This is a genomic window from Bradyrhizobium cosmicum, assembly GCF_032290525.1.
GTDB classification, from domain to species: domain Bacteria; phylum Pseudomonadota; class Alphaproteobacteria; order Rhizobiales; family Xanthobacteraceae; genus Bradyrhizobium; species Bradyrhizobium cosmicum_A.
In genome coordinates this window covers 387,692-402,018 of record NZ_JASXTA010000002.1, presented here as the reverse complement: position 1 = coordinate 402,018, position 14,327 = coordinate 387,692, and the positions used below count along the sequence as shown (strand labels likewise).

At 64.5% G+C, this 14,327-nt stretch carries 13 protein-coding genes; 7 read left to right on the top strand and 6 right to left on the bottom strand.

Features of this window, described 5'->3' with window-relative positions:
• Positions 1–88: 88 nt before the first annotated feature.
• Both QSV46_RS05640 and QSV46_RS05635 read right to left on the bottom strand, forming a co-directional pair.
• On the bottom strand, positions 89–1,036 hold the full coding sequence (locus tag QSV46_RS05640; RefSeq protein WP_314947629.1) for a LysM peptidoglycan-binding domain-containing protein: 948 nt from the start codon (positions 1,034–1,036) through the stop codon (positions 89–91).
• 182 nt (positions 1,037–1,218) lie between these two features.
• Positions 1,219–1,698: a MarR family winged helix-turn-helix transcriptional regulator gene (locus QSV46_RS05635; protein WP_314947626.1), complete on the bottom strand. Its 480-nt coding sequence runs from the start codon at positions 1,696–1,698 to the stop codon at positions 1,219–1,221.
• A gap of 99 nt (positions 1,699–1,797) precedes the next feature.
• On the opposite strand from QSV46_RS05635, the gene QSV46_RS05630 reads away from it, so the two are divergent.
• Together QSV46_RS05630 and QSV46_RS05625 are read left to right on the top strand one after the other, a co-directional pair.
• A complete protein-coding gene (locus QSV46_RS05630; RefSeq protein WP_314947624.1) occupies positions 1,798–3,009 on the top strand; it encodes an ABC transporter substrate-binding protein in 1,212 nt (403 codons plus the stop codon).
• Between the two features lie 16 nt (positions 3,010–3,025).
• Complete coding sequence (locus QSV46_RS05625; RefSeq protein ID WP_314947622.1) at positions 3,026–4,204, top strand: cytochrome P450; 1,179 nt, start codon at positions 3,026–3,028, stop codon at positions 4,202–4,204.
• Here QSV46_RS05625 and QSV46_RS05620 read toward each other — a convergent pair.
• A complete protein-coding gene (locus tag QSV46_RS05620; RefSeq protein ID WP_314947618.1) occupies positions 4,201–4,920 on the bottom strand; it encodes a hypothetical protein in 720 nt (239 codons plus the stop codon). The genes QSV46_RS05625 and QSV46_RS05620 overlap by 4 nt on opposite strands.
• A gap of 286 nt (positions 4,921–5,206) precedes the next feature.
• On the opposite strand from QSV46_RS05620, the gene QSV46_RS05615 reads away from it, so the two are divergent.
• Entirely contained in the window at positions 5,207–6,130 is a 924-nt protein-coding gene (locus QSV46_RS05615) for an ABC transporter ATP-binding protein (RefSeq protein WP_314947616.1), read from the top strand.
• Positions 6,127–6,888: an ABC transporter permease gene (locus tag QSV46_RS05610; protein WP_314947613.1), complete on the top strand. Its 762-nt coding sequence runs from the start codon at positions 6,127–6,129 to the stop codon at positions 6,886–6,888. Before QSV46_RS05615 ends, QSV46_RS05610 begins: the two co-directional genes overlap by 4 nt.
• A 115-nt stretch (positions 6,889–7,003) precedes the next feature.
• On the opposite strand, the gene QSV46_RS05605 is transcribed toward QSV46_RS05610, so the two are convergent.
• Positions 7,004–7,330, bottom strand: a complete 327-nt coding sequence (locus tag QSV46_RS05605; protein ID WP_314947973.1) for a hypothetical protein — start codon at positions 7,328–7,330, stop codon at positions 7,004–7,006.
• Between the two features lie 327 nt (positions 7,331–7,657).
• Between QSV46_RS05605 and QSV46_RS05600 the strand changes: the two genes are divergently transcribed.
• Together QSV46_RS05600 and QSV46_RS05595 are read left to right on the top strand one after the other, a co-directional pair.
• A complete protein-coding gene (locus QSV46_RS05600) occupies positions 7,658–8,440 on the top strand; it encodes a L,D-transpeptidase (RefSeq protein ID WP_314947610.1) in 783 nt (260 codons plus the stop codon).
• Positions 8,441–8,508: 68 nt separating this feature from the next.
• Positions 8,509–9,492: a glycerophosphodiester phosphodiesterase gene (locus tag QSV46_RS05595; protein ID WP_314947608.1), complete on the top strand. Its 984-nt coding sequence runs from the start codon at positions 8,509–8,511 to the stop codon at positions 9,490–9,492.
• 147 nt (positions 9,493–9,639) lie between these two features.
• Here QSV46_RS05595 and QSV46_RS05590 read toward each other — a convergent pair whose 3' ends face one another.
• Complete coding sequence (locus QSV46_RS05590; protein WP_314947606.1) at positions 9,640–11,916, bottom strand: fused MFS/spermidine synthase; 2,277 nt, start codon at positions 11,914–11,916, stop codon at positions 9,640–9,642.
• 208 nt (positions 11,917–12,124) lie between these two features.
• Here QSV46_RS05590 and QSV46_RS05585 point away from each other — a divergent pair, with 208 nt between their 5' ends.
• On the top strand, positions 12,125–13,735 hold the full coding sequence (locus QSV46_RS05585; RefSeq protein ID WP_314947603.1) for an NAD(P)/FAD-dependent oxidoreductase: 1,611 nt from the start codon (positions 12,125–12,127) through the stop codon (positions 13,733–13,735).
• 290 nt (positions 13,736–14,025) lie between these two features.
• Here QSV46_RS05585 and QSV46_RS05580 read toward each other — a convergent pair whose 3' ends face one another.
• Complete coding sequence (locus QSV46_RS05580; protein WP_409997144.1) at positions 14,026–14,181, bottom strand: Flp family type IVb pilin; 156 nt, start codon at positions 14,179–14,181, stop codon at positions 14,026–14,028.
• Positions 14,182–14,327 lie beyond the last annotated feature (146 nt).

Sequence of the window (14,327 nt, the reverse complement as noted above, 5' to 3'; positions counted from 1 at the left end):
GAGCATGGAGCGGGGAATGTCTGGGTGGGCTTCCCTGCGTGTGGGAGAGGACACCCTCCATCTTGGCCTGCCAGAGACCGAAACTGCTCTATTTCCGCTGCGCCGGCGGCGGAGTCGCCATCGCAGCCGTCGGCTCAGGCGGCGATAGGTGGCGCGGGACGATGATGGTTTGGCCTGGGGTGAGCTGCGCGTTCTCCGGCAGCGAATTGCTCTGCGCCAGCGTCCACAGCGGCACGCGATTGGCAGCCGCAATGCTCTCCAGGGTGTCGCCGCGGCGGACCGGCAGCCGCACGCCGCTGTCCCACAATTCGACCAGCGTATCGGCGGGCACCAGATAGCGCAGCGGCACGGCATCGGTCTGGGTCTGCGGCGGAATGCGCGGCAACCGCGTCACCATCTCGACGATCTGGCGGTGGATCTCGTCGGACTTCTCGATGTTGATGTGCGAGACGCGCGCGTTTTCCTTGAGATCGTAGCTCGCATAATGGCCGCGATAGCCGGGCACCGCCACGACGTCGCCGCCGCCGAGCACGCTGTCGGACAGGAAGATGTTGATGAAGCGCTCGACATTGAGCGGCACGTCGCCGGTCGCATGCGCGGGATCGATGGCGATGACGAGGCTGATCGGGATGTTCTCCTTCGCCGCCATCTCGGAGATGACGACAGAGCACAGCCCGCCCATCGAGTGCCCGATCAGCACGATCGGGGCCGGGCTCTCCTTGTAGCTGGCGATGGCACGATCGCCGATCCATCGGCAGATGGTGAATTCATAGACGTTGGCCGAGAAGCCGGCCTTCGTGAGCTTCTCTTCCAGCCGGTCCATGCCGGTCGAAAAGATCGGGCCCATGGCGCCGCGGAACAGGTAGATTTTTGGCGGCGGCAGCGGCTCGACGGGAGCTGGAGGCAGAGGCGGCGGCTGCGCGGCGCGAGCGACCCCGCTCGGCTTGGGCTTGGCAGGTGAGGCAACGGCCGTGCCGGGGCCCAAGGCGAGCAGCGCAATTGCTGCCAGCACGACAATTCGCCTTGGATCAAGCATCAGTCCAGCAGTCCCACCATGGGAGGCAGAGGCCTCCCCCGAGGCGCTTAGTGACCACCGATTGGGTAGAATTTGGGGCACGAAGGCGGGCCTCCTGCCCTTCGGAGCTCAATGCCCGTACCGCACATGCGGGACCGGACGGGACTTTGCGACGATTGGCCTCAGGCCGACCTCGCGAACGGCTAAAGCGGCAAAATCCTATTCAGCAGTTCGATCAACATGCGCTGCTCGGCTTCGCTGAGCGGCGCCAGCATTTTCTGATTGTATGGCTCCGTCAGCTTTGCCCCGTCGTGAATGAGCTTCGCGCCCCTTGGCGTGAGCACGAGTTCGACCGCGCGGCGGTCCGCCTTCGAGCGGTTGCGCTTGATGAAACCGGACGATTCGAGCTCATTCAGGATCTTGATCAGGTTCGGCAGGCGCAGCCGGAGCAGGCTGGCGAGGCTGCTCGGCGGGACGCCCGGATTGTCGCGAATGACGGCGAAGATCGCATAGGTCGCCGGCGTGAGGCCGAGCGCGGCGAATTCCTCGTAGAAGCCTTCGAAGAACTTCAACTGCGCGAGCCGCAGCATGAAGCCGGGCGTCCGCTGGAGCGCGCGCAGATCGAGCGATTTCTCCGGCTGCTGACCGGACTTCGCTCCGGGTTTTGCGGGTTTCGAGCTCATGATCCTCAGTCCAAAGCCAGTCGAATTGACACTCTCGAAAATAGATATAAAATATAACTATTATTTAGCGGCACCAAGACCGCCCACGGGAGGGAGACAATGAACAGCAAATTCCTGCATAAATTGTGCATTTCGGCCTTGATGGTGGCTGCGGCGGCGCCTGCGTTGGCCCAGGAAGCGGTGAAGATCGGGATCCTGAACGACCAGTCGGGGCCGTTCGCGAGCTATCAGGGCATAGGCTCGGTCGTCGCCGCCAAGATGGCGGTCGAGGATTTCGGCGGAAAAGCCGGCGGCAAGCCTGTCGAGGTCGTCGCGGCCGATCACCAGAACAAGACGGACATCGGGATCGGCATCGCGCGGCGCTGGTACGAGAACGACGGTGTCGATGCGATCTTCGACATCCCCAACTCGTCGATCGCGCTTGCGGTGGCCGGCATGAGCGCCGAGAAGAACAAGGTCTTCGTCGGATCGGGCGCCGGGACGGTGCTTCTGACCGGCGAAAAATGCACGCCGAACACCGTGCACTGGACCTATGACACCTATGCCTATGGGCGCGGCCTCGGCAAGGCGATCGTCCAGCAGGGCGGCAAGAAGTGGTTCTTCATAACTGCCGACTACGCCTTCGGGCATGACCTGGAGAAACAGGCCGCTGAGGCCGTGAAGGCGTCCGGCGGCGAGGTGCTCGGCAGCGTCCGCCATCCGCTGGGAACGGCCGACTACGCCTCGTTCCTGCTCCAGGCCCAGGCCTCTGGCGCGAACGTCGTCGGCTTCGCCAATGCCGGTGACGATACCATCACGTCGATGAAGCAGGCCGCCGAGTTCGGCCTGACCAAGGACCACAAGCTGGTCGGTTTGATCCTGGGCATGAACGGGCTTCCCGCGCTCGGGCTGAAGTTCGCGCAAGGCGCGCAGATCATGAACCCGTTCTACTGGGATTTGAACGACGGCACGCGGACTTTCGCAAAACGCTTCGCCGAGCGCATTCCGTCGAAGGCCTATCCCAACGACATGCAGGCCGGCGTCTATGCCTCGGTGATCCACTATCTCAAAGCGGTCGACAAGGTCGGCAGTGCCAAGGACGGCAAGGCTGTCGTCGCCGCGATGAAGGAGATGCCCACGGACGACCCGTTGTTCGGCAAGGGCCACATCCGCAAGGATGGCCGCAAGATCCACCCGCTCTACCTGCTCCAGGTCAAGGCGCCGGAAGAGTCGAGCTCGACCTGGGATCTGCTGAAGGTCGTCGCCACCATCAAAGGCGAGGATGCATTCCGGTCCAAGAGCGATGGCCTGTGCCCGCTGACCAAGCAATAGCGGACGGGAGCTGACCATGAGCGGCATTGCAGCCAGTCCCGCCGACCCGTTTGCCCCTGACTTCCTGATGAACCCCTACCCCGCCTATGAGGCGTTGCGCGCGCTCGGTCCTGCGTTCGCATTGGAGCGCTACGGCGTGTGGGCCATGGCTGGCTATGCCGAAGTCGAGCCGGCCCTGAAGGACTGGAAGACGTTCATCAGCGGCGAGGGTGTCGGGCTCCACGGAATGAACCCTGCGCTGCCAAAGCCGCTGACCCTCCAGATCGATCCTCCCGACCACGACAAGGGGCGTCGCGTTCTCGGCCGTACGCTGTCTCCGGGCGTCGCAAGGAAGCTGCGTGAGACGTTTCAGAGCGAGGCGGAGAGGAAGGTCTCCGAGCTGATCGACAAAGGCACGTTCGATGCCGTCACCGATCTCGCCGAAGCCTACCCGATGAAGGTGTTTCCGGACGCCATCGGTATCAGGCCGGACGGTCGCGACAAGCTGCTGGCCTGGAGCACGTTCGTGTTCGACAGTTTTGGCCCGGAGAACGAGACGCTGGCAGCGTCACGACAAGCGGGGCTCGCGGCGCAGAGCTGGATCATGGAATGTTGCGCACGCGATGCGTTGCGGCCGGACGGGCTCGGCATGATGATCTACCAGGCGGCCGACGAAGGCGAGATCAGCGAGCATGAAGCAACGCATCTGGTGCGGCCGTTCCTCACCGCCGGGATCGACACCACCGTCAACGGCATCGGCAATACCCTGCTCGCGCTCGCGACGCATCCGGACGAATATCGCAAGCTGCACGAGAGACCGCAGCTGTCGCGCAACGCTTTCGAGGAAGGCCTGCGCTATGATTCACCGGTGCAGACGTTCTTTCGCACCACCTCGCGCGATGTCGAGATCGGCGGCGGCGTGATTCCCGCTCACCACAAGGTGCTGCTGTTCATGGCCTCCGCCAACCGCGATCCCGCACGGTGGGACGGACCGGACCGCTTCGAGGTCGAGCGGCCCGCGACCGGACACGTCGGTTTCGGCGCCGGCATTCACGCCTGCGTCGGCCAGATGATCGCGCGTCTGGAAGGCGAATTGATCATCGGCGAGTTCGCAAGACGCGTGAAGACCATTGAGCTCACCGCAGAGCCGAAACGCAGGCTCAACAATTCCCTGCGTGGGCTCGCGAGCATGCCGGTACGGGTAACGGCCGCCTAGTTCCTCGCCGGCGCGGTCGCAGCCGCCGCGCGCGCGGGCCGCGGCGCGCCGGGTTCGGCAACGGGGGCTGCCGGGGCACGCGAGCGCATGATGGCGGCGTCGATCTCGGCGATGACGCGGCGCTGGATCGCCTCGTTCTTGTCGATCGAGATATGGCCGACACCGGTGCCGCGCACGTCGACATTGTCGAGCTTGCCGCGGAAACCGTTGGCTGCGCGCACGGGTTCGCCGGGGCCGTCGCCGATATAGATGTTGATATAGCGCTCGGCACCGGTCGTCAGCTTGGTCTTGAACACGGAGTCGAGGCCGATCGCGAGCTTCACGGGAACGCCGAGCTGGTTGAGCTTGGCGATCATGTCCGGTAGCGCGGTCGCGCCGGAGGAATGGCCGACCAGGACGATGGTCTTGACGCGGCCGGCCCGGTAGTTGGCGGCGGCTTCATCGGCGAGCGAGGACCAGGACACGAAGTTCGCCACGGTCACGGGGATACCCTGCGCCTGAAGGCGGGAGCCGATGGTGTCGAGCCCGAGCGAGAAGATGTTGAGCACGCCGCGGAGCAGGTAGACATGCGTGGTCGCGGCCGCTGCCTGGCTCGGCGCCGCCCTGGCGGTGGTCGGGCTGATGGCAATGGCTGACAGCAAGAGCAGGCAGAGCGCCCACACCCGGAGGGCGGGCAACTGGCTGGCGCCGGCGGTGTGACGGCCGTTCGGTCTCATCGATCTTTTCCCTGGGGACAATACGCTTTGCGATTGGCCGGAATCGTAGCCATGCCCTGCTCGCAGACGCAACAAAGAGCCGCGTGAGCGACAATCTTAGCAGCGGCCCGTGGCGATCGCGCAACACTTGCCCGGAACCTGCCACCGAAGGGCCTGTTTTGAGACCATTTTTCTCCGGGCAATTGCGACCGGGCAAGGGCATTCCTATCTCAGGGCTCCGCTGACCTCCCTCCGGGGACGGTTCCAGCCTTCCCTCCCCAGCCTTTGCCCTCAGCCAGCGGCCATCATGTCCTCCATCATTTCCGTAGCCAATTTGTCGAAGACCTATGGGTCCGGCTTCAAGGCGCTCAAGAACGTCAATCTCGACATCAAGCGCGGCGAGATCTTTGCGCTGCTCGGTCCCAACGGTGCCGGCAAGACCACGCTGATCTCGATCATCTGCGGTATCGCCAACCCGAGCGAAGGCCGCGTCCTCGTCGGCGGCGAGAGCATCCAGACCTCCTACCGCAAGGCCCGCTCGCTGATCGGCCTCGTGCCGCAGGAATTGCACACCGACGCCTTCGAGAGCGTATGGGCGACCGTGAGTTTCTCGCGCGGCCTGTTCGGCAAGCCGAAGAACCCCGATCATATCGAGAAGGTGCTGAAGGACCTCTCGCTCTGGGACAAGAAGGACAACAAGATCATCACGCTCTCCGGCGGCATGAAGCGCCGCGTGATGATCGCCAAGGCCCTGTCGCACGAGCCGCAGATCCTGTTCCTGGACGAGCCGACCGCCGGCGTCGACGTCGAGTTGCGCAAGGGCATGTGGGAGGTGGTGCGCACCCTCCAGCAGTCCGGCGTGACCATCATTCTGACCACGCATTACATCGAGGAAGCCGAGGAGATGGCCGACCGCATCGGCATCATCAACAAGGGCGAGATCGTGCTGGTCGAGAACAAGGCGACGTTGATGCAGAAGCTCGGCAGGAAGCGGCTGACGCTGCATCTGCAGGGCAAGGTCACCTCGCTTCCCGAGAGCCTCAACCATTATGAGCTCGACCTCTGCGACAACGGCGCGACGCTGGTCTACGACTACGACACCCAGGGCGAGCGCACCGGCATCACCAGCCTGCTCAGCGATCTGCGCAACGCCGGCATCCGCTTCAACGATCTCGACACGACGCAGTCGTCGCTCGAGGACATCTTCGTCGACCTCGTGAGGACGTCATGAATCACCGCGCCATCCGCGCCATCTATCTGTTCGAAATGGCGCGCACCTGGCGCACGCTGCTGCAAAGCATCGTCTCGCCGGTGGTTTCGACCTCGCTCTATTTCGTGGTGTTCGGCGCTGCGATCGGCTCGCGCATCAGCCAGGTCGAGGGCGTCAGTTACGGCACCTTCATCGTGCCGGGCCTGATCATGCTGTCGGTGCTGACGCAGAGCATCGCCAATGCCTCGTTCGGCATCTACTTCCCGAAATTCACCGGCACGATCTACGAGATCCTGTCGGCCCCGATCTCCTATTTCGAGATCGTGCTCGGCTATGTCGGCGCCGCCGCCACCAAGTCGATCATTTTGGGGCTTATCATTCTCGCAACAGCCGGCCTGTTCGTGCCGCTGCACATCCACCATCCGGTCTGGATGCTCACGTTCCTGGTGCTGACGGCGGTGACGTTCAGCCTGTTCGGCTTCATCATCGGCATCTGGGCCGACGGATTCGAAAAGCTGCAGATGATCCCGATGCTGGTGGTGACGCCGCTGACCTTCCTCGGCGGCAGCTTCTATTCCATCGACATGCTGCCGCCGGCCTGGCGCACGGTGGCACTGCTCAATCCGGTCGTCTATCTGATCTCCGGCTTCCGCTGGAGCTTCTACGAGATAGCGGACGTGAGCGTGGCCGTCAGCATCGGCATGACGACGGCGTTCCTCGTGATCTGCCTGGTCGTGATCTGGTGGATTTTCCGCACGGGCTACCGGCTGAAGAATTGAGCCGTCATTCCGGGTCGCGACGAAGTCGCGAACCCGGAATCCATTGGACAGCAGAGTTGGTGGATGAATAGATTCCGGGCTCGCCTGCGGGCGCCCCGGAATGACGACGGTGGACTCACCGATAGCAATGGAAACGGTGATAACCGTCATAATAGCCGCGACAGCGGTGGCGATAATGACGGTGGGGAATGCCGAGCACGCCCTCGACCGCCCCCACGGCCCCTCCAACACCGGCGCCGACCGCGCCACCGACGACGCCTCCCACGGGGCCGGCGATGCGGTTGCCTTCATAAGAACCTTCCTGGGCGCCGCGCACGATGCCCTGAGCATGACCGGCTTGCGGCAGCGACAACAGCGCCAGCAGGATGGCGGCGCCTGCAAACAGCAAGCGGACGGGCAAACCGGCCGGCAACGACGCGGCGGTGATACGGGCTTTGTTCATTTTGAATCCCAAGGGGTCAAGCGGCGGCGAAAGGCGCCGATCGAAGGCCACCATCAACGCCGGGAGCGGCCAAATGGTTGCGCCTTTGTGACGAATTGTCGGCGTCGTGAACGCGCGTCCGCTCGCGAAAATGTCAGCATTGCCAGAGCCAGCGCGGCACAAAGCGGCCTTGCTTACGCCCGTCATCGCGTTAACGATGGCCTGAAGGATGGCTTGGCGGGCCGCTGGAACGAAAGCCGGATTGCAGGCATATTGCACGCCGGGGGACGGAGAGCCGCGGCGCCTTGCATCAACAGGCCGGAGGCCAGAACTCAAATGCGTTTCCAGATGCGTTCATTCTTTATCGCTTTTACCTCCCTGATGATTTTGAGCGCGGGCACCGCGCAGGCCAAGGTCGAGATCACCATCGACAAGGACAATCAGCAGATGACCGTCGCTGTCGACGGCACCCCGCGCTATCACTGGCCGGTGTCGACCGGCATCCCCTCGCGCGAGACGCCGAACGGATCGTTCCGCGCCTTCCGGATGGAAGAGGATCATTACTCCAAGGAGTTCGACGACGCGCCGATGCCGCATTCGATCTTCTTCACCAAGGTCGGACACGCCATCCACGGCACCGACTCGGTCGGCCGTCTCGGCTCGCCCGCCTCCCATGGCTGCGTGCGGCTGTCGCGCCAGAACGCTTCGACGCTCTACGCGCTGGTGCAGCAGCAGGGCGTGCTCAACACCACGGTGACGCTGGCCGGCTCGGCGCAGGTGGCGCTGGCGCGCAATCCGCGCGGCCGTACCAACAATGCAGTGGCCCGCGCCCCGCAGCCCGCCGAAGAGCAATATGCCACATCAGGCGATCCCGTGAATCTCGTGCCGCCGGCGCAGCCCGCCCGCCGCTACATGCCGCAGGACGACAATTACATCTATCCAGCCGACGGCAGCGACACCGGCGCGCGCTATCCGGCGCCGCGCTCGGCCGGCCGACCGCTCTATGACGCACAGGTCTATCAGCAGCAGCCGCAGCAATATTACAATCAAGGCTATGGCCAGCAGGGCACCTACTATCAGCCGCAGCCCCGGCAGGTTTATCAGCCGCGCGGCTTTTACTACCAGAACTGACGCTCGCGCCGTTTCCGTCAAGCGCCCTCGGCGGCCAGCACGAACGACCGATTGCTATTCGAGGCACTATGCCGTCACGTGCCACGACGATTCTCACTGTGCTCTGGGTTTCGATAGCGGGACCGGCCATGGCGTTCGACCTTGAGGCGCATCGCGGCGGGCGCGCGCTGCTGCCGGAAAACACCCTGCCGGCCTTCGCCAATGCGCTGTCGATGGGCGTGGGCACCCTGGAGCTCGACGTCGGCGTCACCGCCGATGGCGAGGTCGTCGTGTCGCACGAACGCGGGCTCAACCCTGATCTCACACGGGATGCGCGCGGCGCTTATATAACCCAACCCGGCACGCCCCTTGTGAGATTGCGGCTGGCCGACATCAGGGCTTATGACGTCGGCCAGATCCGCCCCGACAGTGCCTACGCGAAGCAATTCCCCGATCAACGCGCCGTGCCGGGAACGGGAATTCCCACCCTGAGCGAGCTGTTCGCGCTGGTGCGCAAATCCGGCAACACGCGCGTGCGCTTCAACATCGAGACCAAGATCGATCCGAACCATCCGGACGAAACGCTCGATCCGCAAGGTTTTGTTGCAAAACTGCTCGCCGTGATCGCGTTCGAAAAGTTTTCCGACCGCGTCATGATCCAGTCGTTCGACTGGCGGACCCTGCAGCTCGTCCAGCAGCAGGCGCCGAGCATCCCGACGGTGTATCTGACGCTCCAGCGCGGCTCGGGGCAGACCGTGGCACTCGACAAGGCCACCAGCTGGACGGCGGGGTTCAATCCAGCCGATCACGGCGGCTCGCTGCCGCGGACGATCAAGGCTGCGGGCGGCACGGTCTGGTCGCCCTATTTCGGCGATGTGACCGAGACGCTGATCGCGGAAGCCCATGCGCTCGACCTGCGCGTCGTGGTGTGGACGGTCAACAAGCGTGAAGACATGGCGCGCATGATCGAGATCGGCGTCGACGGCATCATCTCGGACCGGCCGGACCTGCTGCGAGAGGTCGCGGGCGAGAAGGGAATTGCGTTGCCGGCGGGAACGCCGGTTGTGCCGTAAGCCTTGGTCTCGTGTCCCGGACGCGGCGCGGCATGAAATGACGCGACGCAGAGCCGGGACCCGGAAGCTATGGGCCCCGGCTCTGCACGCACCGCTGAAGAAGCGCTGCGCTGCGTCGGGGGCACGAGAGCATTGGCGGCGCGAAGCCTACTCCCCGTCCCTCAGGCGCCGATACAGCGCGCCCAGGATATTGGAATAATCGTCGGTCCAGACCCGCACCCTGTCGTCGGCTTCGGTCCGCTCCCATGATTTGGAGGCGGCGAGCCGGCCGATATCGGCCTCCTCGCGCGCGGAGATGACGACGTCGGTCGAGAAGATGTAATCCCCGTCGCGCCCGGAATCCTCGTTGAAGACCCAGCTCTTCAGATCGTTGGCGTCGGCGATGCCGACCACGACGGTTTCCAGATCGAGGTGCCGGTTGGAGACGTGCATCACCACGGCGCCGTGCGGCGCCAGCTTGTCCTTGTAGATCTTCATCGCCTGTTCGGTGGCGAGATGGATCGGGATCGCATCCGATGAATAGGCATCGACGATGATCAGGTCATAAGCGCCATCCGGCTCCTTCGCGAAGGTGAGGCGGGCGTCGCCGATCACCGGCTTCAGACCCGGCATGCAGCTCGAGATGTAGCGGAAGTTCTTCGGGTCGCTCGCCGCGTCGACCATGGACTGGTCGATCTCGAAGAAGGTCCAGTTCTCGCCCGGCTCGGCGGCGCAGGCGAGCGTGCCGGAGCCAACGCCGATCGCGGCGACCTTCAGCGGCGCGCCCTTGCGCTCGCGGATCGCGGTGACGGCCTGACCGATGCCGCCGTCCTTGTGATAATAGGTGATCGGCTCGGGGCGGCCGGTAACCGGCGTGCCGTCATTGTTGCGGAAGCGCTCGGCGCCGTGAATGGTGGTGCCGTGCATCAGCACGTGGAAATAGCCGCCGGGCGTCACCACGATCTTGTGCACGCCGAAAAAGCTGCGCACCGTGGTGACGCGGCCTTCGTCCGCCGGGTAGATCCGGATCAGCGCCAGCGCGAGCACGACGGTGGCAAAGATCTTCCAGCGATCGGCATTGAGCGCGAGCGCCAGCAGTGCCGCGAACACACCGACGGCGCCGGCGACCCAGACGCGGTGATCCTCAAACCAGGTCGAGAGATTGCCGGTCGAATAGGACGGCGCAACGAGTGCTACTGCGAGCACCGCAAGCCCCAGCCAGTACCATTTGGCGATATTGGCCAGGCGCTCATTCGCGGACGGCCGGCACAGCGCGGCGAGCGCGACCAGGATCGGGTATTCGGCGATCCACGAGAAGGTGAATGGGGCAACGAGACCAGCAAAGAGACCGCCGACCATGCCGCCGAATGACAGCGCGACATAGAAGCCGGTGAGATATCTGGCGGCCGGCCGTGTCCGCGCCAGCTCGCCATGGCAGGCCATGGCGATAACGAAGAAGCACAATTGGTGGCCGCCGAGGGTCAGCAGCAGATTCCGCTCGCCGCCGAAGGCGAGCAGCAAGATGACGCCCGCGATCGCGACCGGCTGGAGCATCAGCATCCATTTGTGCGGCAGCAGCGGCCGCGACTGGAACACCACGACCCAGGTCAACAGGTACAGCGAGAGCGGCAGCACCCACAAAAGCGGCGCCGCCGCGACATCGGTCGAGATGTGCGCGGTCACGGCGATGAGCAGGCCGGACGGCACCGCGGCGAGGAAGATCCAGCGCAGCCGCGTCACCATATCAGGCGCGGGCGCGTTAACGTCCTCGGTTTGTGCGTCCGCCAGGAGAAGCTTCGGCGATCGCAGCAGCAGCACGCCGCAGGCGGCAATCAGGACGATCAGAAGGCCGTAGCCGCCGGTCCAGAGCCGGTTCTGCGTGTGCAGCGTGAATACCGGCTCCAGCAGGAACGGATAGGACAGCAGCGCGAGGAAGCTGCCGATGTTGGAGGACGCATAGAGAAAGTAGGGATCATGCCCGGCCGGATGGCCGGTGCGGACGAACCAGGCTTGCAGCAGCGGATTGTTGGCGGCGAGCGCAAAGAACGGCAGACCGATCGAGACCACGAACAGGCCGAGCAGCCAGACTGCATAGCCGGAAGCCGGCGGCTCGCCATAAGCAGTGGCGATACCGAGCGGCAGCGTGGCGAAGGCGAGGACGAGCAACACGAGATGCACCACCACCGGAACGATGCGGTTCCGGACCTGCATCAAGAGATGCGCATAGGCGTAGCCCGCCAGCAGCAGCGACTGGAAGAACACCATCGCCACCGACCACACCGCCGGCGAGCCGCCGAGCCGCGGCAGCACCATCTTCGTGAACAGCGGCTGCACCGAGAACAGCAGCAGTGCGCTGACGAAGATCGCGGCGGTGTAGACCGTCAGCAGCAACCGGTTGCGTGACGCGGACGGTTGCTCCGTGGCGGGTTGCACGATCGAATCCATGGAAGCTCCGGCTTAAGCCCCGGCGGGCGCCGGACGCGCGCAATGGAGCACAAGGCGCCTGAACGGGCAATAAAGGGGGTCGTGATGTTGCAGCGAGAAATGCCTGATATAGAGATGTCATTCCGAGGCGTCTCGAAGAGGCGAACCCGGAACCTCGAGATTCCGGGTTCGATGCTGCGCATCGCCCCGGAATGACGCCAGGGAAATCATGAGCGAAACCGACGTCGTCATCATCGGCGCTGGCCATAACGGCCTCACCTGCGCGGCCTATCTCGCGATGGCGGGACTGCGAGTGCGCGTGGTCGAGCGCCGCAAGGTGGTCGGCGGAGCCGCGGTCACCGAAGAGTTCCATCCGGGCTTCCGCAATTCGGTCGCAGCTTACACCGTGAGCCTGCTCAATCCGCAGGTGGCCCGCGACCTCAAGCTCGCCGAGCAGGGCCTGCGGATCGTCGAGCGGCGCGCGCAGAATTTCCTGCCCGCACCCGACGGCAGTTATCTCCTCACCGGCGAGGGGCGGACGAAAGCGGCCGTCGCGCGGCAGAGCCAACATGATGCAGACGCGCTCGACGGCTTCTCGCGCGAGCTGGAAGACATCGCCGACGTGCTCAGGCAGTTCGTGCTGCGCGCGCCGCCGAACCTGCTTGCCGGCATCGGCACGGCCGCAATCCGCGAGGCCGTGAACGCGCTCCAGAGCGCCAACATCCTGCGCGGGCTCACGCTGGAGAGAAGCCGCAGCCTGCTCGATCTCTTCACCCGCTCGGCCGGCGAGATGCTGGACGAGCGCTTCGAGCACGATCTGGTCAAGGCGCTGTTCGGCTTCGATGCCATTGTCGGCAATTACGCCAGCCCCTACGCGGCGGGCTCGGCCTACGTGATGCTGCACCATGCCTTCGGTGAAGTGAACGGCAAGAAAGGCGTCTGGGGTCACGCCATCGGCGGCATGGGTGCGATCACGCAGGCGATGGCGCGCGCCGCGCGCGACCGCGGGGTCGCGATCGACATCGATGCCGGCGTGCGCGAGGTGATCGTCGAGCGCGACCGCGCCGTCGGCGTGGTGCTGGAGAACGGCGCGACCATTCGAGCCAAATACGTCGCGGCCAACGTCAATCCAAAGCTGCTCTACACGCGGCTGATCGCAGCCGACGCCCTGCCGGCGGACTTCCTCGCCCGCATCCGACACTGGAAGAACGGCTCCGGCACCTTCCGCATGAACGTGGCGCTGGATCGCCTGCCCTCCTTCACCGCGCTGCCCGGCGAGGGCGATCATCTCACCTCCGGCATCATCCTGGCGCCCGATCTCGGCTACATGGACCGCGCGTACCTCGATGCGCGGGCGCAGGGCTGGAGCCGCGAACCTGTCGTCGAGGTGCTGATCCCCTCCACGCTCGACGACACGCTCGCGCCCACCGGCAAGCATGTCGCGAGCCTGTTCTGCCAGCACGTCGCGCCTGAACTGCCGGACGGCAAGTCGTGGGACGACCATCGCGAGGAGGTCGCCGATCTCATGATCGCGACGGTGGACAAATACGCGCCGGGCTTTGCAACGAGCGTGCTCGGCCGCCAGATCCTCTCGCCGCTCGACCTCGAGCGGCAGTTCGGGCTGCTAGGGGGCGACATCTTCCACGGCGCGCTGACGCTCAATCAGCTGTTCTCGGCGCGACCGATGCTGGGCCATGCCGATTATCGTGGGCCCCTGAAGGGGCTCTATCATTGCGGCTCCGGCGCCCACCCCGGCGGCGGCGTCACCGGCGCCCCCGGCCACAACGCCGCGCAGGCGATCCTGAGGGATCACCGCAGCCTATTCGGCAGCCGTGGATAGGTCTGTGGATACGTTGTGGGCAGGCTGTCGAGAAGCCTGTGGCAAAGCGGAGGGCGCCCAAGCCAGGCCGACCTGGAGATCCTGGGGAGATGCCGGTGGAGAACCGCAGGGATCAGCTGGGGATAAGCCTGTGAGCAGCCCTGAACAAACCGGCGGACGGCCTGTGGACACCGCCTGAGGCGCCGCCCGCCAAAACGACATCGCCCGCCAGGGGCAATTCCCGTGCGGGCGATCGTCTGGAAACAGCCTCTGAAGAAAAACAGCCTCCGCTGGGAAATGGAGGGCGGAAATTACTTCAAGGAGGTGCTAATCGAACCAAACTTGTCGTTCAGGCTGGTGCCCAGGCTGTTCACCACGGTGATGATCGCCAGCGCGATACCCGCTGCGATCAGGCCGTATTCGATCGCGGTTGCACCTGACTCGTCCGACCAGAACTTCAAAACCATGCGCTTCAAGACTCGCCTCCGTTTCAATTCAAAGATGCGTTGGCTGGATCCAACACCCGCAAACGTACGGGACACAACCTGCGGCCGGGTTAACTCGGGAACTGCAAGTTGTCGGAAAATTGGGAACAAAAGTTCCAAGGATTGAA

What these genes read in the sequence shown, in the direction of transcription:
- QSV46_RS05640 (WP_314947629.1), bottom strand. Translation starts at nt 1,036, where the DNA reads ATGCTTGATCCAAGGCGAATTGTCGTGCTGGCAGCAATTGCGCTGCTC.
- QSV46_RS05635 (WP_314947626.1), bottom strand. Translation starts at nt 1,698, where the DNA reads ATGAGCTCGAAACCCGCAAAACCCGGAGCGAAGTCCGGTCAGCAGCCG.
- QSV46_RS05630 (WP_314947624.1), top strand. Translation starts at nt 1,798, where the DNA reads ATGAACAGCAAATTCCTGCATAAATTGTGCATTTCGGCCTTGATGGTG.
- QSV46_RS05625 (WP_314947622.1), top strand. Translation starts at nt 3,026, where the DNA reads ATGAGCGGCATTGCAGCCAGTCCCGCCGACCCGTTTGCCCCTGACTTC.
- QSV46_RS05620 (WP_314947618.1), bottom strand. Translation starts at nt 4,920, where the DNA reads ATGAGACCGAACGGCCGTCACACCGCCGGCGCCAGCCAGTTGCCCGCC.
- QSV46_RS05615 (WP_314947616.1), top strand. Translation starts at nt 5,207, where the DNA reads ATGTCCTCCATCATTTCCGTAGCCAATTTGTCGAAGACCTATGGGTCC.
- QSV46_RS05610 (WP_314947613.1), top strand. Translation starts at nt 6,127, where the DNA reads ATGAATCACCGCGCCATCCGCGCCATCTATCTGTTCGAAATGGCGCGC.
- QSV46_RS05605 (WP_314947973.1), bottom strand. Translation starts at nt 7,330, where the DNA reads ATGAACAAAGCCCGTATCACCGCCGCGTCGTTGCCGGCCGGTTTGCCC.
- QSV46_RS05600 (WP_314947610.1), top strand. Translation starts at nt 7,658, where the DNA reads ATGCGTTCATTCTTTATCGCTTTTACCTCCCTGATGATTTTGAGCGCG.
- QSV46_RS05595 (WP_314947608.1), top strand. Translation starts at nt 8,509, where the DNA reads ATGCCGTCACGTGCCACGACGATTCTCACTGTGCTCTGGGTTTCGATA.
- QSV46_RS05590 (WP_314947606.1), bottom strand. Translation starts at nt 11,916, where the DNA reads ATGGATTCGATCGTGCAACCCGCCACGGAGCAACCGTCCGCGTCACGC.
- QSV46_RS05585 (WP_314947603.1), top strand. Translation starts at nt 12,125, where the DNA reads ATGAGCGAAACCGACGTCGTCATCATCGGCGCTGGCCATAACGGCCTC.
- QSV46_RS05580 (WP_409997144.1), bottom strand. Translation starts at nt 14,181, where the DNA reads ATGGTTTTGAAGTTCTGGTCGGACGAGTCAGGTGCAACCGCGATCGAA.